Below are 23033 nucleotides of genomic sequence, written 5' to 3' on the forward strand. Positions count from 1 at the left end.
CTATGAAACGACTTCTTTTTTACGGGCTTGTGTTGCTGGCTGGCCTGGCCGTAACCGCCTGCGACTACGACAATTACGCCGCCCCCCAATCCTACCTGAAAGGCCGGATCGTCTACAAAGGAGAACCCATCGGCGTGGAGTACAACAACGTCACGTTCGAGTTGTGGGAACCGGGCTGGCAGAAACGCACACCCATTACGGTGACCGTCGATCAGGATGGCTCGTACTCGGCGCTGCTCTTCGACGCCACCTACAAGATGTACATCCCGTCGGCGCAGGGGCCGTTCCGTACTATCCGCAAAGACAACTCGGACACCACAACCGTGGCGCTCAGCGGCTCCCAGACGATGGACATCGAGGTGATGCCCTACTACATGATCCGCAACGCCCGGCTCGTGTCGGCCAGCCGGAAGGTAACCGGTACGGCGTCGCTGGAAAAGATCATCACCGACGCCAACGCCCGCAACGTCGAGCGCGTGTCGCTGTATGTGAGCAAGACGCAGTTTGTGGATGGCCGCACGAGCGTGGCCACCAAAGACCTCACCGGCGCCGACCTGACAAACCTGGCCAACCTGTCGCTGTCCGTCGACGTACCCGCGTTGACACCTGCCCAGTCGTTTGCCTACGCCCGGATCGGGGTCAAGATCGCCGGGGTTGAAGACATGCTCTTTTCGCCCGTTCAGAAAATTCAACTGTAAAACAGGCGGTTGCTGACGCGACGTTCTCGTTGGCAACCGCTGTTCAAAACGCCTTTTTTTAGTCGTAAACGATAATTCATAGGTTAGAAGTGCGGAAAAGCCTGCCTTGCTTAAGGGAGGCTTTTTTTGATGGTGCGCCCATCATCCCGCCGCTTTCACAGCGGTATCGTCGACACTTCGTTTCTGCTTTGCTCAACGTTCATGAAGCTTTTTTTATCGGTTAGTCTGCTGTTTATCTGTTTTATCTGGAATAGCCCAATCGTACAGGCGCAGCCCGATACGGTGGCCCTGCCCAGTCCCATGCAGGCCGCCGACGTGGGGAGCCTGGTGGGCACGGTGCTGGATTCAGCCAGCCGCAAGCCGGTGGAATTTGCCACGATAGCCCTGTTTCGACCCGGCAGTGCCCAGCCGCTCACGGGGGTTACCACCGACGCAACGGGCAGCTTTGCCCTGAATCACCTCCTGCCGGGGCGGTACGTGCTGCGCGTGAGCTTCGTTGGCTACGACAACCGGATGACCGATACGCTGGCGCTGACGCCCGACAGTTACCAGCAAACCCTGCCCCCGCTGCTGCTCCGGTCGACGGCCAACACCCTAGCCGAGGTGCAGGTAACCGCCCGCCGCGACCTGATCGAAGACCGGGAAGACCGGCTCGTCTACAACGCGGGCAACGACCCGTCCAACGCGGGTGGTACGGCCATCGACGTGATGAAAAAGACGCCACTGCTCACCGTCGATCCCGACGGCACTATTCAGCTTAAAGGAAGTACGAGTATAAAAGTGCTGGTCAACAACAAGCCGTCGAGCATTATGGCCCGCAGCATCAACGAGGCGTTGCAGATGATTCCGGCCGACGCCATCAAAGCGGTGGAGGTGATCACGGCCCCCTCGGCCAAATACGATGCCGAAGGCACGGCGGGGGTCATCAACATCATCACCAAAAGCCGACTGGAAGGTATGACGGGTGGCCTGAATGGCACCGTCGGCAACCGCACCGACAACCTCGGCGGTAACCTGAACATGCGGGCGGGTAAATGGGGACTCACGGCCTACGGCGGCGGCAATTACACACTCAACTACAGCCGGTCGTCGTCGGTGCGGCGGGCGCTGGGTACGTCCGATTCGGTGAGTGAACTGTATCAGAGCAGCAGCAGCCGCAACGGGGGCAATGCGCTGTTCGGCTCGTTCAACCTCGACTACGAACTCGACTCCACCAACCAGTTTGGCCTTGATGGCAGCGTCAACAGCAGCGACCGCTCAGGTACGTCGATTCGCGATACGCGCTACGTGTCGGCCACGCCCCGGCAACCGTTCCGGCGGTATACCGACAACACGTCGGCGTCCAACAGCGTCGACGCCAACATCAACTACACGCACCTGTTTGCCCGGCCCGAACAGACGCTGACCTTCCTGACGCAGGTGAACCGCAACGCCAACGACAGCCGTTACGCGCTCGATCAGTACCCACTCCCCGAAGGCGAGCTGATCAACTACCGCGAACGGAACGTCAACCTGAACACGACTACCGAACTGACGATTCAGACCGATTACGACCACCCGTTCAAATCCAACAAACAGAAACTGGAGGTGGGCGTTAAAAGCGTGCTGCGCCATGTCGGCAGCGATTACCGCCTCGACAGCGCCACCGACAGCACCGATTTCCGGGAAGACCCGCGCCGGGCCAATCAGTTCGATTACCAGCAGCACATTGTGTCGGGCTATGCGTCGTTTCGGATCAATACACCCCGCAAATGGACGTATACGCTCGGGAGTCGCTATGAGCTGACCCGCATCACCGCCGATTTCGTGTCGACAAAAACCACCTTCGCCGACCGCTACACCAACCTATTGCCCAACGTCTCAGTATCGAAACGGCTATCGGGCAATCAGCGCGTCCGGTTTAATTACAGCCAGCGGATTCAGCGTCCGTCGATCAACTTCCTCAACCCGTACATCAACTCGACCGACCCAAAAAACCTGTTCTTCGGCAACCCCTACCTCGACCCCGAACTGGCCCATTCGGCCGAAATCTCCTACAACACGTTTACCAAAAAAGGCCTGAACATCAACGCGATGGTCTTCGCCCGGCTGACTAACAACGCCATCGAGCGCGTCACGACCGTCGACACGGCCAATGTTTCCTATACGACCTACCAGAACATCGCCCGCAACGCCACCTACGGCCTCAACCTGTTTGGGTCGGGTCGCCCCTACCGCAACTGGCAACTGAACGGCTCGATCGGCGTCAACTACAACCTGCTAAATAGCGCGGCCTTACAGGTGCAGAACAGCAACTGGAGCTACCGCGTGACGATCAACACGTCGGTGCCGTTGCCCAACGACATCAGTCTGCAGGCCAATGCCTCCTACAACTCGGCCCGGATTCTGTTGCAGGGACGTACCTCGGGCTTTTACAACTACGCGTTTGCCGCCCGCAAGGAATTCAAAAAGCAACGCGTGGTGCTGACGCTGAACCTCGAAAACGCCTTCGCGCAGTACAACACCATCGTGAACCAGTTTCGTACGGCCACGTTCATCACAGACGGCGTCAACGAAAACGCTTACCGCAACATCCGGCTGTCGGTCAACTGGCGTTTCGGGCAACTATCGGCCAAAGCACAGCGCCCCAAAAAGCGCATCACCAACGACGACGCGAAGACGGAATAAATGGAGTTTCTCCGGTTTGAGTTTTGGCGTTTTCCGCTGGCTGGCCCAAGCTTACTAGGGCGTCAGCCAACCGGAAACTCAAAAACGCTAAACTCATTTTAGGTACGTATCAGAAACTTACGTAGCTTTGCCCTTCCAAAACACGCTTCGCCTTGCTGCGCTGCGTCTATGCCGATGAAGCTGATTGCGCTCGCTCGGGTTCGGTAACGACAACGAGCTTTCTTTTCTGACCGCCCGCCCCACGCCAGCCGTGGCCGTTTGCGCTGTCTTCCTCTCTCCTTCTCTTCACATCGGTAGCCGTTTTTGAGCGGCCCTTTCTCCTTTTCTGTAATGTCCCGATTTTTTCGGCTCTTGCTGGCTGCCTTGCGCGGCTCAGAAGCCAACCTGACGTCTGGTAGCATCAACCGGGCGATCTTCCTCCTATCCGTGCCCATGATTCTGGAAATGGTCATGGAGTCGCTCTTCGCGATCGTCGACGTGTTTTTCGTCGCCCGCGTGGGCACCGAAGCCGTCGCCACGGTGGGCCTGACCGAGTCGGTACTGACGCTGGTCTATTCCATCGCCATTGGCCTCAGCACGGCGGCTACGGCGCTGGTGGCTCGGCGCGTGGGCGAAAACAACACCGACGAAGCCAGCCGGGCCGTTGGGCAGGTGTTGTTTGTATCACTGACGGCGGCGATCGTGCTGGGTATTCCCGGCGTGGTGTTTGCGCCGGACCTGCTCCGGCTCATGGGCGGCGATCCGGGGCTGGTTGCCAGCGGGGCCGGGTACACCCGCGTCATCTTTGCTTCGGCACCGGCCATCATGTTGTTGCACACACTCAGCGGCTCGCTGCGGGGTGCGGGCGATGCCGCCACCGCCATGCGCTCCCTCTGGATCGCCAACGGCATTAACATCGTGCTCTGCCCGATCTTCATCTTCGGCTGGGGCCCCATCCCCGAGCTGGGCGTGATGGGCTCGGCGGTGGCTACCACCACGGGCCGCAGCCTGGGCGTACTGTACCAGCTTTACGCGCTGGCTGGTCCCAAAGGCCGGTTGCGTATCAGTTGGGCGTCGGTGGCGCCGGACGGGGGTGTTATTCGTAACCTGCTGAATCTCGCAGCGGGTGGTACCGGTCAGTTCCTGATCGGATCGGCCAGTTGGGTATTCCTGACGCGCATCGTCTCGACCTTCGGTAGCGACGTGGTGGCGGGCTATACCGTGGCGATCCGCATTTTCATCTTCACGATTCTGCCGTCGTGGGGGATGGCCAATGCGGCGGCGACGCTCGTGGGGCAGAACCTGGGGGCCAACCAGCCCGACCGCGCCGAGACGTCGGTGTGGCGGGCGGCCTTGTGCAACCTGCTGTTTCTGTCGCCGGTGGGGCTGGCGCTGTATCTGGGCGCCGAATCGGTGGTCGGCATCTTTAGCCAACAGCCCGACGTGCTGGCCATCGGCGTGCAGAGCCTGCGGATTTTCTGCCTTGGGTACGTGTTCATGGCCTACGGCATGGTGGTGTCGCAGGCGCTCAACGGGGCGGGCGATACCCGGTCGCCCATGCTGATGAACATTTTGTGCTTCTGGGTTATTGAAATCCCGCTGGCCTGGCTGCTGGCCGAAGTGCTCCGCTGGGGGCCGTCGGGCGTGTTCTGGTCGGTGGCGATCGCCGAATCGCTGCTCGCGGTCGTCGCCGTGCTGATCTTCCGCCGGGGCCGCTGGCGAACTGTGAACGTGTAAAACAGTTTTCAGTTTCGAGTTTTCAGTTTAGACTTAGCTGGCTCTCTAGAAGCCTGCATCAGCCAACGCTAAACCTTCGAAACTCGAAACCGAAAACTGGAACCTCTAAACTACTGTTATCCATATAGTATGATCGAAACGCATAAACAACCCGAAACCGCTGTGTTAGTGGCCGTTTCTACGCAGAAACAGACCGCTTCGCAGACACAGGAATACCTGGACGAACTGGCCTTTCTGGCCGAAACGTCGGGGATTGTCACGAAGAAAACGTTTACCCAAAAGCTCGAACGGCCCGACGTGCGCACGTTTGTGGGCAAGGGGAAACTGGAAGAGATTCAGACGTATGTGATGGCCGAGCCCGTCGATACGATCATCTTCGACGACGACCTCACGCCCGCGCAGGTACGTAACCTCGAAGCCGAGTTCAAAGACATCAAAGTGCTCGACCGGAGCCTGCTGATCCTGAACATCTTCTCGATGCGGGCGCAGACGGCGCAGTCGCGGGTGCAGGTCGAACTGGCGCAATACCAGTACATCTTCCCCCGTCTGACGCGCATGTGGACCCACTTGAGCCGCCAGAAAGGGGGCGCCGGGATGCGGGGGCCGGGTGAGAAAGAACTCGAAACCGACCGCCGGATCGTAAAAGACAGGATCGCCTTCCTGAAAGAAAAGCTGGAGAAGATCGACAAGCAAAGTCAGACGCGCCGCAAGGAGCGGGATCGCCTCGTGCGCGTGGCCCTGGTGGGGTACACCAACGTGGGCAAATCGACGCTGATGCGGACCGTGGCCAAGACCGATGTCTTTGCCGAGAACAAGCTGTTTGCGACGGTCGATTCGACGGTGCGGAAAGTCACGCTGGGCAACATCCCGTTCCTGCTGACCGACACCGTTGGGTTTATCCGTAAGCTGCCCACGATGCTCATCGAGTCGTTTAAGTCGACGCTCGATGAGGTGCGCGAAGCCGATATTCTGCTGCACGTGGTCGATATCTCACATCCCTCGTTTGAGGAGCATATCGACGTGGTGCACAAAACGTTGATCGAGCTGGGCGTAGCCGACAAGCCGGTGGTACTGGTGTTCAACAAAATGGACGCCTTTGTACCGAAGGAAGAATGGGCGCCCGAGTTCGACGCCGAAACGGAGGGCGAAGTCCCCGCCGACGAACGGCGGCAGACGGCGCTAACGTACCTGAAACGGATGAACCTGGCGAAGCAGGCCGAGCACGTCGTATTCGTGTCGGCGCAAACGGGCGAGAACCTGTCGGAACTGCGCGAGCTGCTCTACGAGATGGTGAAGGAACGCCACTTCCAGATCTATCCCAACTGGCTGAACGTACCCCTGCTCGAAACGGCCACGCTGGGCGGCGACGGAGCCCGCCCCAGCGCGGAAGAAGTCACGCCAAAATTGGAGAACTAGGCTGTTTTGCCCATTTTTGCAGTGAAATGCACAATGGATAATGAACGATGTACAATGAGTGATCGCATTGCCATTGTACATCGTTCATTATCCATTGTGCATTTCACTGGCACTGTAGTTCAACGGATAGAATAGGCGTTTCCTAAACGCTAGATGCGGGTTCGATTCCCGCCGGAGCCACTTTATGGCCTCCTCAGTTGGCTCAAGCAGAGCCAACTGAGGATGACCACTTCCTGGCCAATCTCTCAAACAGATACGCCTACCTGGCACAGTGGCTGCTTTTGTCGGCAGGAACTGATGGCATTATTGCGCGTAGAAGGTCGCCAATTGAGCCAGGCGCTGTTTAACCAGCGGGTTCTTCATGGGCTCAAATCTGGCTACCTCGACGTCGTCTTTCGTGACAGTCACATAAAAAGGCTGATTCAACCGGGTCGTGAGGTGGTAAATGGTTGCCAGCTCGGCAATATCCTCAAACCAGGCAGCCATGGCATACAACGAAGGAAACGGCGTCTTTGAGAGCGTTCTATACACGGCCGGCGCCGCACTGATCGGCACCGTCTTGCCGCTTCGGAAACGGGTTTGTTCCAGCAGCGAATCCAGGTACGTACCGGCGGGTACGTTCATCAAGCGCCATATACCCTTTGTAAACCGTGTCGGTTTAACCACTGATGTTGGCTCGTCGACGTGTGGGGTGATCTCCTTGACCGCGTCGACAATATGCGTGGCCTCGTGCATGAGCACGTAAACGATCGCGTCCATATTGCCCCCCTCAACGCGCACGTTGTAACGAGGCTCATCGGCCTGCTTAAAGCACGTGTTCTCTTTGGCCGAGGCCCAGTCAGCAATGGTTTCGTCCAGTAAACCGGCCCGAAACGTAATCGTAAACTGTCTGGACAGGCCGCTAGTATCAACGGGCGACGTCAATGCCGTGTTGGGCATGTTGTCCATAAAGCTGATGCTGTGCAAATGCTGTTTCAAAAGTTGCCGATGTAGTGGGGGCAGCAAGGCAAACGCACGGCTCACCTTCTCTTTCTGAGCGGGCGTCAGCTTATGGTCAACGGGATTCATGCCAGCCGCGCGGAATTTGTTGACGATCGCTTCGGAGGCTACCCGAATCCGTTCTGCGGGGTCATTTTCGTACGTCGCCGCCACCTTCTGCGCCAACATATGGCCCGAGACCAATAGCGTTAGCAAAGCCCAAGTCGCCCATCGAAAAACCGAGTTCTTAATCATCGCGTCATCAGTCATTTAGCGGATGCCCACTTGATCCGCTGTCAAGTGGGCATCCTACTTGTGCAATTTGGGCAAATTTCGGCCGGGAGCGTCTACCCTGAAATGCGTAATGAGCGAATGAGTGGCCCATCCAGTTCGAGGTGGTAGTGCAGCACAGCCGGGCTTCCGGGAAACGTGCCGCTTACCTCGACGGTCAGCTCAGCCGTGGAGCCGGTTTGCTCGAAATCGAGTGGTTTTAGCTGCATCCGGTACTTTTGGGTCGCCCCCTCTATCCATTGCTTAATTTCGGCTGAGCCCGCATAGGACGATCCTTCGTCGGAAACGGTAGCCGCTGTTGTAAAGTGCGCCGCAAATGCAGTGCTGTCCAGGTCATTCTGCGCCTTGACAAGGCCTTCTATATTGTCAGGGAGTTTCATTAGTATACAGTTTATGGTTCAATAAACGGGGTTTGTCGCCCGTCTGGAAACTACCGGTCTATACCGTGGGTATGGTGCCGCCGTCAATGACAAAGTCGGTGCCGGTCAGATAGGCCGCCCGGGGTGAAACCAGGAAGCCCACCAGTTCAGCCACTTCCTCAGGCCAGGCGGGCCGACCGAACGGAATACCGCCAAGGGCATCCATTACCCCCTCAGCGGCCTGTTCTACGGTACTGCCTGAACGTTCGGCAATACGCTCCATCATTCGGCTCGATGCCGTGGTCATGATCCAGCCCGGCGATACGGTGAGCACACGTACCCCTTTTGGCGCCACCTCGTTCGACAGGCTTTTGCTGTAATTGACCAGCGCGGCTTTCGCCGCGGCATACGGCAGCGTGGCGTCGTATAAGGGCAACTTTGCCTGGATGGACGCGATGTGGATGATGACCCCTGCCCCGCGCTTGATCATGCCGGGCAACAACCCGCGGTCTAAGCGCACGGGGGCCAGCAGATTCGTTTGAAACGAAGCCTCCCAATCTTCATCGGATAGCGTAGCGAACCCACCACCCGGCGTTTCTGAGCCACCCATGTTATTAACCAGGATATCCAGGTGACCGAATGTGCTAAGTATTTCGTCAATTACGTGCTGGGTGCCGGCCGGTTTGCTTAAGTCGGCGGCGATAAAATGGGTACCATGCGTCTCGTCTTCCGGCTTGTTTCTGGCCGTACTAATCACCGTGGCACCCGCTCTCAACAGGCGATCGGCGATGGCCTTCCCGGCTCCTTTACTACCTCCGGTGACCAGTGCGATTTTGCCTGCCAATTCATTGTCAAAGGGACTATCCATAACGCTGTTGCTTTGTACAGGACAAATTTGGGGCGTATGACAGGCGCTGACAAGTACGGTCTTACGAATCAGATAGGGATAAATTTGTCCCTATTGAGCGGCCCGGTGCACCTGGTTATATTTGCCGTATGTACGAACGAAAGACGTTGCCCGAGTTGACCTGTGGGCTCGACCTGATTGGCGAAGTACTTTACGGCAAATGGAAGATGCGGCTGTTGTGGTTTATCCACGAGGGTTTTCAACGCCCCAGCGAGCTGCAGCGAAAAATTCCGGGGGCTTCCCGGCGCGTGCTGAACGTACAGTTGAAGGAACTGGAAAGCCACGAACTGGTCGGAAAAGTGATTCACCCGGTTGTGCCGCCCAGGGTTGACTATTACCTCACCGATTTGGGCCAATCACTCATTCCCGTTATTGGCGCTATCGGGCAATGGGGCGATCAGCATGATGAGCGCTTGCGGACCCTCATTCTGAAGAACATCACACCCGAATCACAATGATGGCTATCATGGCCAGTGTCTAATACTTTCTGAAGCCGTCGGGCATTTCACCACAATGGCTTCGGATTTTTAATTCGTTTAGGGGAGGTAGATATATTGGGGCTTCCTGGCCGTCACACAAAATCGGCCATTAACGCGTTCAGGTGGCTTATAGTACACGTATCTTCTGGCTCATTGTCAATGAAACGGACTATAGTAAATAGTGCTTATCGATCGACTAAGTTTATCCTATAACTCTTTTCATCTCTATTTATGAAATCTAAGTTGCAACTATTCTTTTCCGCAGTATCAATCTTATATACCGTTCAATGTGTAGGGCAAGAGAACCTTGGTTCTATAAAGAAACGATACTTTTTTGTAGATGCAAAGTATACCAAAAAACTTATACTGTCAAATTCGACAACAGGTGGCTTACAACTAGAGGTTATTAATATGTTAGTTGATCATAACAAGGTAAAAGATTATGGAAGTAACACGAATCTATCTTACGCAATCAGTATGATCGTATTACCGAAAGCTGGCTTTTCACACTATGCCTTTAATGACCGGTTTTGGCGAGAAGTGAATTATGATCATATTCGAGATAGTGTTATCACGTTTAATGACGTCGTGAAGCTCGTCGATCAGTCCTTTAAGTCAATACGTGAGGAAAAAGACCAGGATTCTGATTTTGAGAAGTCAAATGGTTTGTCAATGAAGACTAGAACATATAATTTGATTCCAATTATAGAAATCGACAGTGCTTTCTATATTCCGAACGAGGCTGAAACCATGACACAATGCTTTGCGATTGATAACACGACCGTGCCTAAGACAGTAAGGAACAGTACAATGGCTACTTGTATACGAAAGCCCATCCAAGTTTCAATGCCGATTCAGTGAGGATTATCGCTGATGAACTGATTGATAAACCCGAATTAGTTGTAGATAAAACCCCCAGAAGCACTGGGATTTACGACAAATTTATATTATTGCGCAAAGAAGAATATTCGGGCATATATAATTTTATCCATTTACAAATTAATAAATGGTTTATTGGACCTTTCTACCAAGACTATAGTTTAAAAAAATATTATGGGATAGGTGAATTCCTTTTTCATCCTTGTATAGGCATTGTAGGGGCTACTTATCCGTCATATCTGAAAAGTTTTTACAGCTGGATTCCCGGAGTTGAGAAGAAGCAAACTGTATTATTCAGAGCTATACAAGTTAACGGCACACCCTTAAATCATTATTTAAATTTGAATTGCAACTAAGCAGTCGTAAGAGTAAGTTCACGGCATGACCACTTAGTATTATGGCAGCAAACGCCGTTGCCAATACACATTCATCAACGTTACCAATAACCTATTTTAAGAAGTAAACGTATGTTCAATATTTAGTCCACACGAAATTAAATAATGGGCAACCTAGGCTGGCTTATAAATACATATCAACATTGAGTAGAGACTTTTTTACGGTGTTTATTTAGTACTGCCTTTACGTTGATCCTGACGTAGTCCGTAACGCCTTTTCACTTCTATCTGGCCACTAGGCTTGGCGATAGCATTGATCACCTTACCTGACTTTACAGACTTACTCACGCATTAAGGGCCTTTTACTACTCCCGATAGCACTTCCTTTTGCCTTTAGCTTCACGTTCTTATTCATATGGCCTTCGGGATCTTACGGTTGCGTTTGCCTTCACCATATCCGTAAAATTGGTAGTAACTTCCGTAATCTGTATACCCGTTTACCGGTCTATTCATGAGACTTTTGTACCGGTCTCCTTTTGTCCCAAACGAAAGGCGGTTCCGATCAGCCAATCACCCTTGCTACAACTACGCATACATCATCACCTAGTAAACCCAACAACAGTGGCAACGTACAATCTAAAGGTTAACGGAAAAATCAGGCGAGTGGATGTCGATCCAGCTACGCCCTTGCTGTGGGTGCTCCGCGATCATCTCGACTTATCCGGCACCAAATATGGCTGCGGAGTCGCGCAGTGCGGCGCCTGCACGGTGCATCTCGACGGCACGGCGGTCCGTTCCTGCCAGTTGCCGGTGTCGGTGGTTGGCAAAGGCGCCGTCACCACCATCGAAGGCCTCGCGGCAACGGCCGGTTCGGCTAGCCTCCACCCCGTGCAGAAAGCCTGGCTCGACCACGACGTAGCACAGTGCGGCTACTGCCAGGCGGGGCAGATCATGAGCGCGGCATCCCTGCTCAACACCACGCCTAACCCTAGCGACGCCGACATCGAGGCCGCCATGAGTAGCAATATCTGCCGCTGTGGCACGTACCTGCGCATCAAAGACGCCATCAAATCAGCCGCCAAGAAGTAGGTACGTCGTCAACCCGAAAACAACACCTCCACCATGAAGACTAGCAACCCAGCCCTCAACCGGCGCTCGTTCTTAAAAGCGTCGCTGCTTACCGGTGGCGGCCTGATGCTTAACGTCAGTTGGTTGACCAGCGCCAAAGCCGCCGACAAACTGGAGGCGCTGAACCTGCCGCCGCAGTGGACCCAACTGAACGGGTATATTCAGATCACGCCCGATAACGTGATCAAACTGCTGTGCCCTAACCCCGAGTTCGGGCAGAACGTGATGACGTCGCTGCCGATGATGGTAGCCGAAGAACTGGACGCCGACTGGTCAGCCGTGGTCGTCGAGATGGGCCCGCACGACAACGCGAAACTGGGGCCTCAGTTTACGGGCGGTAGCAACTCGGTCCGGATGTACTGGAAACCCCTGCGCGAAGCCGGGGCCGCCGCCCGGCAGATGCTGTGCGAAGCTGCCGCCCAAACCTGGAACGTACCTGTCGGTGAGATCACGACCAAAGCGGGTGTGTTGTCGCACGCAAGCGGCAAATCGGCGAAATACGGCGAAATGGCCAGCAAAGCCGCTACGCTGCCCGTGCCCAAAGGTATGAAGCTGAAAGCGCCCAAGGACTTTTCGATCGTGCGGACGTCCAAGAAAAACGTGGAAGGGGAGAAAATCGTCACCGGCAAACCCCTCTTCGGACTCGACTACCGGGCCGAGGGGATGCTCATCGCCATGATTCAGCACCCGCCTGCATTCGGCATGAAGCTGAAATCGTTCGATGCCGCGCAGGCGCTCAAGATGCCGGGTATCAAAGACGTATTCAGCCTGAAATTGTACCCTGAGGGTTTCGAGCAGGGCGGTTTCGACACCCGCACGTTCAACGACCTGCTGGTTGTGGTGGGCAAAACCACCTGGGAGGTCATGCACGCCCGCAAAAAGCTGGTGGCGCAGTGGGAACCGGCCGGCGAGGTCAAAGACACCATGATGGGCCGGGGTGGCAAACGGGAGGTTTCTGTACCCGGTGGCCTGGAAACGACCACGGCCCAACTCGAAAAGATGCAGGAACTGGCCGCCAAACCGGCTCAGCAACTGCGGAAAGATGGCGACCCTGAAACCGCGTTCAAGACAGCAGCGCAGGTAATTGAACGTACCTACAATGCGCCCTTTCTGGCCCATAACTGCATGGAGCCGATGAATTTCTTCGCCCACGTAACGCCCGAGAAAGCTCTGTTGGCGGGCCCCTTGCAGGCCCCGGGCTGGGCCGAGCCTACCCTATCGAAGCTGCTGAACCTGCCCGCCGACAAGATCGAAATTCAGATGACACGCATGGGCGGTGGATTTGGCCGTCGCGCCTATCCCCAATACCTCTACGAAGCCGCGTTGATCGCCAAGCAAGTCAAAGCCCCCGTCAAACTGATGTACACCCGCGAAGATGACATGACCTATGGCATCTACCGGCCCATGTACACGGCAACGTACCGGGCGGCGCTGGATGCCAACAAAAACCTGATTGCCTTCCACGTGAAAGGCGGCGGCATCCCGGAGCATCCGGTACACGCCAACCGCTTCCCGGCCGGTGCCGTCGACAACTACCTGGCCGAAGGCTGGGAGATTCCTTCCAACATTACCATCGGGGCGTTCCGGGCACCACGCTCCAACTTCAACGCCGCCGCCGAGCAATCGTTTCTGGACGAAGTGGCCGAGGCGATGGGTAAAGACCCTATCGAGTTCCGGCTGGAGCTACTAAAACGGGCGAAGGAAAACCCGGTCGGCAAAAACAACGAGTATGACGCCGATCGTTACGCTAGCGTGCTTACGCTGGTACGCGACAAGTCGGGCTGGAACAAACCCGGCAACGAGAAATACAACCGGGGCGTGGCGGCCTATTTCTGCCATAACTCCTACGCCGCGCACGTAGTCGACATGGTCACCCGCGATGGCGAGCCGTACGTAGAGCGGGTGTTCAGCGCCATGGACTGCGGCATCGTGGTCAACCCCGATGCGGCCAAAAACATGGTGCAGGGCGCCGTGGTTGACGGCATCGGCAACGCCTTTTATGGGGCCCTGACGCACAAAAACGGGGCCGCCGAGCAAAGCAACTTTCACAATTACCGGCTAATCCGGCACAACGAAGCGCCCAAACAGATTGAGGTGCATTTCGTTGAAAACGACCTCGACCCAACGGGCCTGGGCGAACCGCCTTTCCCGCCGGTATTTGGTGCGGTCGCCAACGCCCTGTACAAAAACCGGGGCAAGCGATTCTACAACCAGCCCTTCAAGCCCGAACTCGACAAGAAGATTCAGGGGTAGTAGTACCGTCACTTTGTGAGACCAGGGCACCGAAGTGCCCTGGTCTCGTTTTTTTGGGATTCGGTTTTGTGGGGTGAACATTACCGGGTGCGGGCAAAGTCGAGAGTGACGCTGATGCCCCGTACGGTGCCCTGTGTGATATCCTGCCGCAATTCGCCGTCGAGTTGCCGGGTGAGGAGAGCCACCAACTGCGTGCCGAAGCCAGTACCCAGCGACGCGGCCGTGGTTTTACCCACACCGTTATCGGCCACAACGAGCCGAAGGTGATCTGCGCCGAGGTCGTTCAACTCGATACGTACCCAGCCCGGCTGCTGATCGGGAAAGGCGTATTTGAGCGCATTGCTCACCAACTCATTAACAATCAGACCCAACGACAGAGCCGTATCGACGTCGAGGGCCAATTCGGGCATGGGGCACTCGATGCGAATACGCTGAGTGGCGTTGTAGGTATCGAGCAGGGTTTCGGCTAACCGGTGAAAGTACGACCGCATCTCGATGAGGGCTACGTGGCGATCCTGATAGAGCTGCTGATGTAAAATGCCCATGCTCTGCACCCTATTTTGGCTGGCGCGCAGCACATCCTGCACGGCGGGGTCGTTATGTTGGGCCGCCTGGAGTTCGAGCAGGCTCGACACGATCTCCAGATTATTCTTGACGCGGTGGTGAATTTCTTTCAGCAGCAGTTCATTCTGGGCGTTTTTTAGCGCAATCTCATCGCGTTGCTGTTTACTGATCACGGCTTCTTGCAGGGCCAGCTTGCGGGCCTGCTCGCGGAGGCGGGCCTTCATCAGGAACCATAAACCAATTCCTGCCAACAACCCATATACCGAATAGGCCCAGGGAGTTTGCCACCAGGGCGGACGGATACCAATACGGAGGGGCGCGGCCAGGGTGGTCCAAACGCCATCTGTGTTGCGGGCTTTCAGGTGGAACAGGTACGTTCCCGGCTTCAGTTGGGCAAAGTCGACGGTATGTTTGGCGCCGATGTTGACCCACTGCGGCTTCTCATCAACTCCACTCAGGGCGTAGGCATACTCCCGACTGGCCGTGTTGCGGTAGTCGAGCAGCGCAAACCGGAGTTCAAGGGTGTTTTGCCGGTACGACAACGCCAGGTTGTTGGTTCGCCAGTGTTGTTGGGGCAGTGGCCTCATTGTCTGGGTTTCATCGGCATCAAAACACGAAACCGCCACTATCCGCAGGGGCGATGGTGTCTGGGTGGTGTTTTGACTTAGGGCTGGCCTGAACCGCCGCAGGTTGTTCTGGCAACCGAAATAAATCTCGCCGGTGAGAGGCTGTGCGGCAATGGGGGTGGAATAGGGCGAGGTTCCCACAAACTGCGGAAACGTGGTTACCTGCCCGGAGATGGGGTCGATACAGGAGACCACCTGATTCTGATTGAACCAGATTTTGCCCGTTTCGTCTAGCGTGGAGTTGCCAAAGTAATCATCCGTAAACCCGCTGGAAAGACCATACTTGTTGAACCGCCCCGTTTTGACCGACAATCGCTGTAATGGGGCCGTGTACCCACTCGTCACCCACACGTCGCCCTGCTTATCCACGAGGGGCGCGTAGGTGTAGTTGCTGGCTAATCCGTAAGGGTCGCCTTGCCGGAGCATGTACCGCCGCACCTGCCGGGTACGTTTGTTTACCCGGCACAACCCGTTGGTCGATCCGCACACCCAAATGGTGTTCTGCGCATCGACGGCAATTTTTTGCAGATGGTTCGAGGGCAGGCTGTTGGCGTTGGCCGGGTTCTTTTTCCATTGCTCATAGACGCTTACGAGCCCTGTTTCAAGCGACAAACTACCTGTCGGTATGCGGAAAAGGCCATCGCCCCAGGTCGAAATCCAGAGATCGCCGTCGTGATCGAGGGCCGAGCAGATAGGGGTCTGGATGGGTTTGCCTTTCCCTGTCGGAAACCGGAGCGGGCGGGAAAAGCCCGTGTTTTTGTTGAAGATAAACAAGCCATCATCTTCCGACATAACCAGCAGGTAGCCATCAGCCAGTACACTACAGGAAAGCACGTTGGGTCGTTTCAGCACAAACCGGGTGTCGCCCCGGTTCGAATCGTAGCGAATCAGCCCGAGGGCCGTACTGATCCACAGCAGGCCGTTCGATTCGGGGAGGATGTCGGTAGCCAACGGCCTGACGCCGCCCAACATCGGCAATTGAATGTTGGGGTAGCGTTCCTGACGGCCGTCGAAAAAGAGCGGATTTTTGTCGCTAAGCCGCTCCAGCCAGATCAGCCCCTGCCGATCTTCGTAGAGCGTCAGCAACCCGGATAACCGCTCCTGATTGTCGACGGCAACCGGCGTGCATTGCTCCACCACGGCCCGATCGGCCGATATGCGGAAAATGTCGTTCTCGCAACAGAGCCAAAGCCGCCCCAACCGGTCTTCCAGCATCACTTTGGGAAATGGAATCGCTTTTCCCCCGGCCGTCTGTTTGGTAAACGAGGTGAGTTGCCCGGTTTCTGGATTGAATACCCGTAGCCCGGTTTGGTCGGGAACGCCCATCCAGAGCAGACCCCGATGATCCTTACAGAGACCGCCGGAGGTATTTAGCCTACCGGTTGAGCTAGAAGCCCCTCCCTGTTTATCGATTGGCAGGTAATGCCATCGACTACCGACAAGGTCATAATACTCAAACCCAGCCGTGGTGCTGACGTAAATTTGACTGGCCGTAACCACGATGGGCGACAGCGGGTTGCCCTGTAGCTCTCCGGTTTTACCGGGTTGGGGCAAAAAACGGACAGTACGGCCTGTTTTGGGATCGAACCGATTCATGCCCCAATCGCTCCCGATCCAGAGTTGTCCTGACGCATCACGTTGCAGAAACCGCAGGTTGTCGGACGACAGACTGGCCTTATCGGTGGGTACGTGCCGAAAATGGGTGACTTTTCCGGTTTGTGGATTATACGCATTCAGGCCACCATCGCGGGTAGTGATCCAGAAGTTTCCCTGCTCATCCTGGATCATATCGACCGCATGGGCTGACGATAACGAATTCAGATCGACCGGATTGGAGTGGACGGACTCAATTTCATGGCCGTCGTAGCGGCTTATACCGTTCGAACTGACGAACCAGAGAAAATCGTCGCGATCGGTAAAGAATCGGTTGATGGTTAATTGATTTCGGTTGCGGCCCAGCGTCTCTTTGGGAGGTTCGTTGAAATAAAGCACCGTAGACTGTGCCTGCCCGGCAGATGCAGACAGGCACAGAAGCAGGAGGAACCACCCAAAAACAACGTACCCATTCATGTTGCCCTGTTTAGTGGCCTAAGCTACTTCACTTGTCTTTCTGATCCTCGTTGTTGATATCGCGGATGCAGAGGAATTTTCCGTCGCGCTTTTCAAAAATGCCCATGTATTTGCCGGTACTCACTACGTTGCCTGCCGTGTCTTTGATCGTTGTCTTCCCAACTTCGGTCACTACGTTGCCATCGCCGTACACGTCCATCGTTTCATAAGAAACCGTGGTCCCGGCCTTGCGCGCTTTCATACTTTTGAGCAACACCTGCCGGATAGCCGCCTTGCCCACACTCATGGGTTCGTCGTCGGCCATTTCTACGGCATCGTCTGCGTAGAGTGCCATTACTTTGTCGATGTCCCTGGCTGTTGTGGCGGTGGCCCATTCGGTTTCGATGGCCTGTATCTCCGTTTTGATGGCAGCCATGTCGGGTTTAGTTGCTACCTGCTCGGTGCTTGCTTCTGCTTTTTGGGCGGGGGCGTTACAACCGGTAACGCAAACAGTCGTGCTGGCAACAACGGCCAGGAGTAGGGTAAATGGCGTGTTTTTCATAGTTTGTTTTTTAGTAATCATTGTTTTGTTGCGACAGGCGGAGCGGCAGACTCGTGGTAGAATGTCGCCTTCCATGCGCCGTTAATTTTCGCAAAGAGCATCGTTCCCGCTACGTGCTCAAACGTTAGCTTCTGGCCGGTTTTAAGCGTTGCCTTCTGTTCCATCGAGAACGTGTAAAGCACCAGTGAGTCAGTCAACACCCGAATCACTTCTTTGCTGGGCACGACGCTCAACGTCTTCATCTGGCTAAATCCGTCTGCGTTCAGTTTTTTTAGCGCGTCGTAATCGCCCAGGGTGCCATCGGGATTGACGGCCTGAAAATCAGGTGTATTTTTAAAGTAGGTCATACACGTTTCAATGTCCAGCTTTTCGACCTGTTGAAAAAAATCTTTGACAAGGGAAGAAATTTCCTGCTCAATGACTTGCTTCTTTTCGGCGGTCATCACGGGTACGTTAGCGGTGGTGGTTTCCTGTTTATTGGTATTGCATCCAGTGGTGCAAACAGACAGAGTCACTGCGACAAAAAGAATCAGAATGGAGACTAATAAAATGGTTTTCATGGTTTTGATTTAGACGATTTAAGGTACTCTCACTAAGCGACGATAGAGTTCAACGGCTTTTATTTTCTCGTACACTGTACCCAATTTTTTATCGGCTTCCTGAAACGATTTGTCATCGTGGATTTTCTGGTATGCTTCGGCATTGGGCCAATTACCCTCGAAGAAGTAGCTGTATTTGTCGGCTCCTTTTCTCTCTACTTTGTAGAGGGTGTACCCGGCGTTACTGTACCCCAGGCGTGTAATAACCGTGTTCAACTCGCTGATCAACGCCGATAGTTGGGCCTCCGTTACACCGGCTGGCATATCGAATAGGTGGATGCTTTTGAGTGAAGGCGTTGCCGTTTGCTGAGCCTGCACAGATGCCGACATGCCGAGGCTAACCAGCAACCAGAGAGCAGAAAGGGAAATCAGGAACTGTTTCATGATTTTGATTGATTTGTTTGATTGTTTTAATATCCATTGTTCAGGACTTCAAGCTAATAAGCACAGACAAATCTATAGACCAGTACACTGATTTATAGATGTTTATACACTAAAACTCTTTAATTCATTCGCACTCAAATTCTCCTTTGACTTTATTTATTGTAGTCAATTAAATTCAATTCCATAAACAACAAACAGTTTTTAAATGCCGCGGAAATTTCCATTTCTGGATAGGCGTCAATGTCACGAAATCCAAAACGTCTATATAAGGCGTGAGCTGCTTCCATAAACTTCGGACTATCAAGGCGAACTTTTTTATAACCGATTTTCCCGGCTTCAACTAAAAGTTGGTTAAGGATAGCTCGTCCAGCCCCAACGCGTCTGCTAGCTGGATGGACAAACATTCGTTTTATTTCACCGATATCGGAATTGATACGTTTTAGGCTTCCAAGTCCACATACTTCACCTTCGTAAATAGCTAGTATTAGCTGTCCGTAAGGTGGTTGAAACTTGCCAATCTGTTGGATGTCCTGTTCAACAGTTTCTTCGGGATTATGGGGATGAACGCCGTAGAGCTCCTGCATTTTGTCGTTACCCCAAACTAAATAATCAAACCATAATTTTTTAACGGCCTCCAGGTCGTCAGGAATGACAACGGTTCTTGTGCTTACTTTTTGATTTTCGTTCATTTCCTGAATAGGTTTTGGTTGTCTACTTTCTGTGGTAGCCTTGCCGCTAACTCGTCGATTTATATCATCTTAAATCGGTTCGAGTTTTACCCACATTCCCGTTCTTTTATTGCGAATTCATTGATCACAGATAGCTCAGCCACCACTGCTCTTTGTGCGTTGTCTTGTAGTCATCAAACCAGCGACACAGGGGGTACAACGACGCGACAACGGCTATCCAGATGAAGTAAACCACCCCAAGATCATAGCCACCCTCACCGGGTAGCACAAACCGCATCGGTATGATTTTCAGCGATTTATCGGCCTCCGTCATGGTATGGCCAGCGGCAAAAAAGACAAGCATGCGCAGGGTATGCAGGACGTACCAATGGATCGTGTAATAAAAAAAGGCCGTTCGTCCGTAGGTGCGCAACACGGCCGTAACGCGGTTGTGGATGTTCTCCAGCAACGCCAGGCCCAGCAGTGCCGGCCCGACCGTAATGCACATGTACAGCAGCGACGGGGGGTATTTGTGCACCTTCAGGAACGAAAACACCGTGGTGAGGCCATCTTTCTGGACGCTCCAGGGGAAGGGGTCACCGTATCCATTCAGCAAGCGCAGCCCCACGAATAACCCAATGGCGCCGGCACCGAAATAAACCAGCCATTGTTGACGCTTGCTGGCGGCAACCGTTGGCTCAAACAGCCGGCCCAGGCAGTAGCCCAGCATCATTAGCCCCAGCCAGGGAAGAAACGGGTACAGTACCACAATGACCCGACCGGGCGCGTAGTCAAACACACGGTGATCGCCACCATGGAACAACGCCCACCAGAACCCCGATGTAAATCCTGGTGCCTGTTCCACCGCATCCAGCAGATTATGGCCTAAAACGATCGCTAAACCAATACTCAGTATGGCCCGGAACGGCAGCCACGTCAGCCCGGCCATAAACACCATGCTGATGCCCAGCGACCAGAAAACGACCAGCGTGATGGAAGTAAACAGGGTAAAAGTATCCCCCGGCACAATCAGGAGTACCTCGGCGACAATGAGCCACAGGCCCCGTTTCAGCAGGAATAGACTCAACTCGCTACGCGATTTTCGTAAACCCTGGAGGTAAATGGACGTACCCGATAGCAAGGCAAACGTAGGGGCGCAGAAGTGGGTAATCCAGCGGGTGACGTACAGGACCGGCGTGGTGGTATCGAGATTGAGCGGGTCGTCGGTATAGGCCTGGCCGTGGAAGAAATCACGCGTATGGTCCAGCGCCATAATGACCATAATCAGGCCCCGCAGTACGTCGATGGACTCGATGCGGCTTTTGATTGATGAAGGCACTGGATTGAGGGCGCTTGCGGTTACCGATGTATGGGGGAGCGGAAAGGTCATGTCGGTATAGCGACTAACTCTCGTTTATGTGTCATGGGAGATTTGGGCTAACCCCAGGCAGGAATCTGTGAAAACCGATGAGGCTCAACATTGAATCCGCTTAACTGAATCAGCGCACTTTATAGGCTTCTAACTCAATCTCGATCAACTGGCCGGGCAAGGCTAATTCCTTCACGCCAAACCACGACCCGGTCGGAAACTGCTTTTTGTAGATCGTATTTCGGTAAGCCGACTGTGCCACAAATTCGGACATGTTCGTGGTCAGAATATTCTCCACCACAACGTCGTCCCAGTTGTAGCCATAGTGCTTCAGAACTTTGTCCAGATCGGCGTAGCAATTTTTCATCTGTTGCCCCAGATCACCCTTAGCCGTCAGGTTTCCTTTCTCGTCCATACTGACCGCACCCGATATTTTCAGTTCGTTGCCAATCCGAACGGCATGGGAATAGCCATACGCTTTCTCGACGTCGGGCCGTAACAAGAAGTATTCCGGTACATCGGACTGAGCCGCTGGTTTCTCATCTGCTTTTTGGGGAGCGGTAGTGCAACTGGCGGCAAACAAGATTAGGGCGGCAAAAAGGGCCAGAATGGGAACGAATGGGTTGGTTTTCATTGACTTGGCTTGGTTGTTTCGCCCGGCATGCAACGCTGCCAACTGGGCGAATATGGTGTGGATAGATTCGGTTATTTCTTGCTCATAATCAGCATTATAGGCTTGTCAATGACCCCATCTTTTTGCATCCTTTCCGCCAAATCCGGGCGGGCAAAAAAAGCCTTCGGTGCATCGGGCGAGGCCCACTCGCTGATGATACAAACCGTGTTGGGATCGTCGGCCAGTGTACTGACTTCGGCACTTAGTTCGCCCGCCAGCATTCGTTCGTTATAAAACAGATCGAAGCCTTTTTTCCAGGCGGCATAGTCGGCCACTTTGTGATAGACCATCGCTTTGACGAGTTTGACTTGTGTGTTGCGGCTGATCTTCCACTGCCCGTTCTCTTTGACCGCAGTGTTGCTGTAAGCTCCCTCTCTCACGATCCGCTCTCCTGTTGCCGACCGCCCCGTTAGGTGATAGGTTCCTGTAAAAATCACGCTGCCATCGAACTGCGGGCTAACATTGGCCAGCGAAACGACGTTGGTCACGTCGGCATCGACAAACCCCTGCGTGTAAAAGTCACCTATCGCAGCCCCTTTTATGGTGGTGCCGTCTGTAGCCGTCCGCACGGCATCGGCGGTGAACATCGTTTTCAGGGTCGCTGCCTCCTCGCGGTTAAAGGCATCCTGAAACCGCTTCATCAGGTCGCGCATCTCAAGCGCAACCTGGTTCATACTCCACTTGACCTGACTGATTTTCCACTGTCCGCCGACCTTGCCGATCATCATCTCATAGGTACCTGCCGTGGGGTTGAGCTTCGCGCCGGTTTTCCGCACGAAATCGTAGCCGCTGACAGTCGTGCCGACTTTTACTTTGCCATCAGGCTGAGCCTCGGTGCTGACCACCGTGAGGTCCATATACGACCCGGCCGTTTCGCCGAAATCGCGTACGTAGTCGGCTTCAACATCGGCTTTAGAACCGGGCGTTACACTGCCATCGGGGTTTACCCAGCCCACATTGTCGGCAAAAAGGGTCATCAGCGTGGGCCGGTCGCCTTTGTTATAGGCTGTCTGGTAGGTTTTGACAAAGGCAACCACTTCGGGGTTGAGGCTCTGAGCGAGGGTGGTGGCCGTGAAAGCCGGGAGGAGCAGCAGCGTCAACAGCCGGGCCATGACGAAAGACAGGTTACTGGTTTTCATGGGTGTGTATGGTTATTTGGATCGATTGGGAGAAGCAAGGCTGCATGGCCAGCTGTAGCGTTTCCAGCGCCAGCCTGAACGCTACGCCGAGGTCATTGGCCGCTAGGGTGTTGCTATATACAAGTGCGGCTGCGGGCGGGGGCTGGTTCAGCATGAGCGACAGGATAGGCATGGCGGGATCGGAATAAAAAAAGGCTACTCCAGCGGAGCAGCCCTGTAAACCAACCTTATAGACATCTGGCAGGCAACCCCGCCGGGACGAACGCCCCCTTTTGTTATCCCAGACCCGCTCCG

20 protein-coding genes and 1 tRNA gene are annotated in these 23033 nt (G+C 54.6%); 10 read left to right on the forward strand and 11 right to left on the reverse strand.

The window, feature by feature from the left end; genetic code table 11:
• Positions 1 to 2: 2 nt before the first annotated feature.
• From FAES_RS21530 to FAES_RS21550, 5 genes are all read left to right on the forward strand, one after another.
• Positions 3 to 698: a DUF3823 domain-containing protein gene (locus FAES_RS21530; RefSeq protein ID WP_015333297.1), complete on the forward strand. Its 696-nt coding sequence runs from the start codon at positions 3 to 5 to the stop codon at positions 696 to 698.
• Positions 699 to 899: 201 nt separating this feature from the next.
• Complete coding sequence (locus tag FAES_RS21535; protein ID WP_229364517.1) at positions 900 to 3365, forward strand: TonB-dependent receptor; 2466 nt, start codon at positions 900 to 902, stop codon at positions 3363 to 3365.
• Positions 3366 to 3695: 330 nt separating this feature from the next.
• Positions 3696 to 5081: an MATE family efflux transporter gene (locus FAES_RS21540; RefSeq protein WP_015333299.1), complete on the forward strand. Its 1386-nt coding sequence runs from the start codon at positions 3696 to 3698 to the stop codon at positions 5079 to 5081.
• A 129-nt stretch (positions 5082 to 5210) separates the two neighbouring features.
• On the forward strand, positions 5211 to 6497 hold the full coding sequence (gene hflX, locus FAES_RS21545) for a GTPase HflX (protein ID WP_015333300.1): 1287 nt from the start codon (positions 5211 to 5213) through the stop codon (positions 6495 to 6497).
• 108 nt (positions 6498 to 6605) lie between these two features.
• Positions 6606 to 6677 (forward strand) — tRNA-Arg (locus FAES_RS21550).
• Positions 6678 to 6800: 123 nt separating this feature from the next.
• Here FAES_RS21550 and FAES_RS21555 read toward each other — a convergent pair.
• The 3 genes from FAES_RS21555 to FAES_RS21565 all read right to left on the reverse strand — a co-directional run bounded on the left by FAES_RS21555 (position 6801) and on the right by FAES_RS21565 (position 8993).
• Positions 6801 to 7691 (reverse strand): hypothetical protein, encoded by an 891-nt coding sequence (locus FAES_RS21555; RefSeq protein ID WP_229364518.1) that lies wholly within the window; start codon positions 7689 to 7691, stop codon positions 6801 to 6803.
• 131 nt (positions 7692 to 7822) lie between these two features.
• A complete protein-coding gene (locus FAES_RS21560; RefSeq protein WP_015333302.1) occupies positions 7823 to 8146 on the reverse strand; it encodes a hypothetical protein in 324 nt (107 codons plus the stop codon).
• A gap of 58 nt (positions 8147 to 8204) precedes the next feature.
• Positions 8205 to 8993, reverse strand: a complete 789-nt coding sequence (locus tag FAES_RS21565) for an SDR family oxidoreductase (protein ID WP_015333303.1) — start codon at positions 8991 to 8993, stop codon at positions 8205 to 8207.
• 128 nt (positions 8994 to 9121) lie between these two features.
• Between FAES_RS21565 and FAES_RS21570 the strand changes: the two genes are divergently transcribed.
• From FAES_RS21570 to FAES_RS21585, 5 genes are all read left to right on the forward strand, one after another.
• Positions 9122 to 9490, forward strand: a complete 369-nt coding sequence (locus FAES_RS21570; RefSeq protein ID WP_015333304.1) for a winged helix-turn-helix transcriptional regulator — start codon at positions 9122 to 9124, stop codon at positions 9488 to 9490.
• A gap of 252 nt (positions 9491 to 9742) precedes the next feature.
• The gene (locus FAES_RS21575; RefSeq protein WP_041258278.1) at positions 9743 to 10372 is read left to right on the forward strand and encodes a hypothetical protein; all 630 of its coding nucleotides are present in this window, start codon (positions 9743 to 9745) and stop codon (positions 10370 to 10372) included.
• Entirely contained in the window at positions 10369 to 10746 is a 378-nt protein-coding gene (locus tag FAES_RS30205; RefSeq protein ID WP_148289429.1) for a hypothetical protein, read from the forward strand. Before FAES_RS21575 ends, FAES_RS30205 begins: the two co-directional genes overlap by 4 nt.
• A gap of 600 nt (positions 10747 to 11346) precedes the next feature.
• Entirely contained in the window at positions 11347 to 11814 is a 468-nt protein-coding gene (locus FAES_RS21580; protein ID WP_041258279.1) for a (2Fe-2S)-binding protein, read from the forward strand.
• Positions 11815 to 11847: 33 nt separating this feature from the next.
• Entirely contained in the window at positions 11848 to 14106 is a 2259-nt protein-coding gene (locus tag FAES_RS21585; protein WP_015333306.1) for a xanthine dehydrogenase family protein molybdopterin-binding subunit, read from the forward strand.
• A gap of 80 nt (positions 14107 to 14186) precedes the next feature.
• On the opposite strand, the gene FAES_RS21590 is transcribed toward FAES_RS21585, so the two are convergent.
• From FAES_RS21590 to FAES_RS29690, 8 genes are all read right to left on the reverse strand, one after another.
• The gene (locus FAES_RS21590; protein WP_015333307.1) at positions 14187 to 17366 is read right to left on the reverse strand and encodes a histidine kinase dimerization/phosphoacceptor domain -containing protein; all 3180 of its coding nucleotides are present in this window, start codon (positions 17364 to 17366) and stop codon (positions 14187 to 14189) included.
• A gap of 28 nt (positions 17367 to 17394) precedes the next feature.
• The gene (locus tag FAES_RS21595; protein ID WP_041259303.1) at positions 17395 to 17907 is read right to left on the reverse strand and encodes a YybH family protein; all 513 of its coding nucleotides are present in this window, start codon (positions 17905 to 17907) and stop codon (positions 17395 to 17397) included.
• A gap of 17 nt (positions 17908 to 17924) precedes the next feature.
• The gene (locus FAES_RS21600) at positions 17925 to 18467 is read right to left on the reverse strand and encodes a YybH family protein (protein ID WP_015333309.1); all 543 of its coding nucleotides are present in this window, start codon (positions 18465 to 18467) and stop codon (positions 17925 to 17927) included.
• A gap of 18 nt (positions 18468 to 18485) precedes the next feature.
• Positions 18486 to 18890, reverse strand: a complete 405-nt coding sequence (locus tag FAES_RS21605; protein ID WP_015333310.1) for a hypothetical protein — start codon at positions 18888 to 18890, stop codon at positions 18486 to 18488.
• Between the two features lie 152 nt (positions 18891 to 19042).
• Entirely contained in the window at positions 19043 to 19579 is a 537-nt protein-coding gene (locus tag FAES_RS21610) for a GNAT family N-acetyltransferase (RefSeq protein WP_015333311.1), read from the reverse strand.
• 124 nt (positions 19580 to 19703) lie between these two features.
• Complete coding sequence (locus FAES_RS21615; protein ID WP_229364519.1) at positions 19704 to 20897, reverse strand: acetyltransferase domain-containing protein; 1194 nt, start codon at positions 20895 to 20897, stop codon at positions 19704 to 19706.
• Between the two features lie 160 nt (positions 20898 to 21057).
• Positions 21058 to 21561, reverse strand: coding sequence for a RidA family protein (locus FAES_RS21620; RefSeq protein WP_015333313.1), 504 nt, complete (start codon positions 21559 to 21561; stop codon positions 21058 to 21060).
• Positions 21562 to 21632: 71 nt separating this feature from the next.
• Complete coding sequence (locus tag FAES_RS29690) at positions 21633 to 22739, reverse strand: nuclear transport factor 2 family protein (protein ID WP_015333314.1); 1107 nt, start codon at positions 22737 to 22739, stop codon at positions 21633 to 21635.
• Positions 22740 to 23033 lie beyond the last annotated feature (294 nt).

Source organism: Fibrella aestuarina BUZ 2 (assembly GCF_000331105.1).
Classification (GTDB): Bacteria; Bacteroidota; Bacteroidia; order Cytophagales; family Spirosomataceae; genus Fibrella; species Fibrella aestuarina.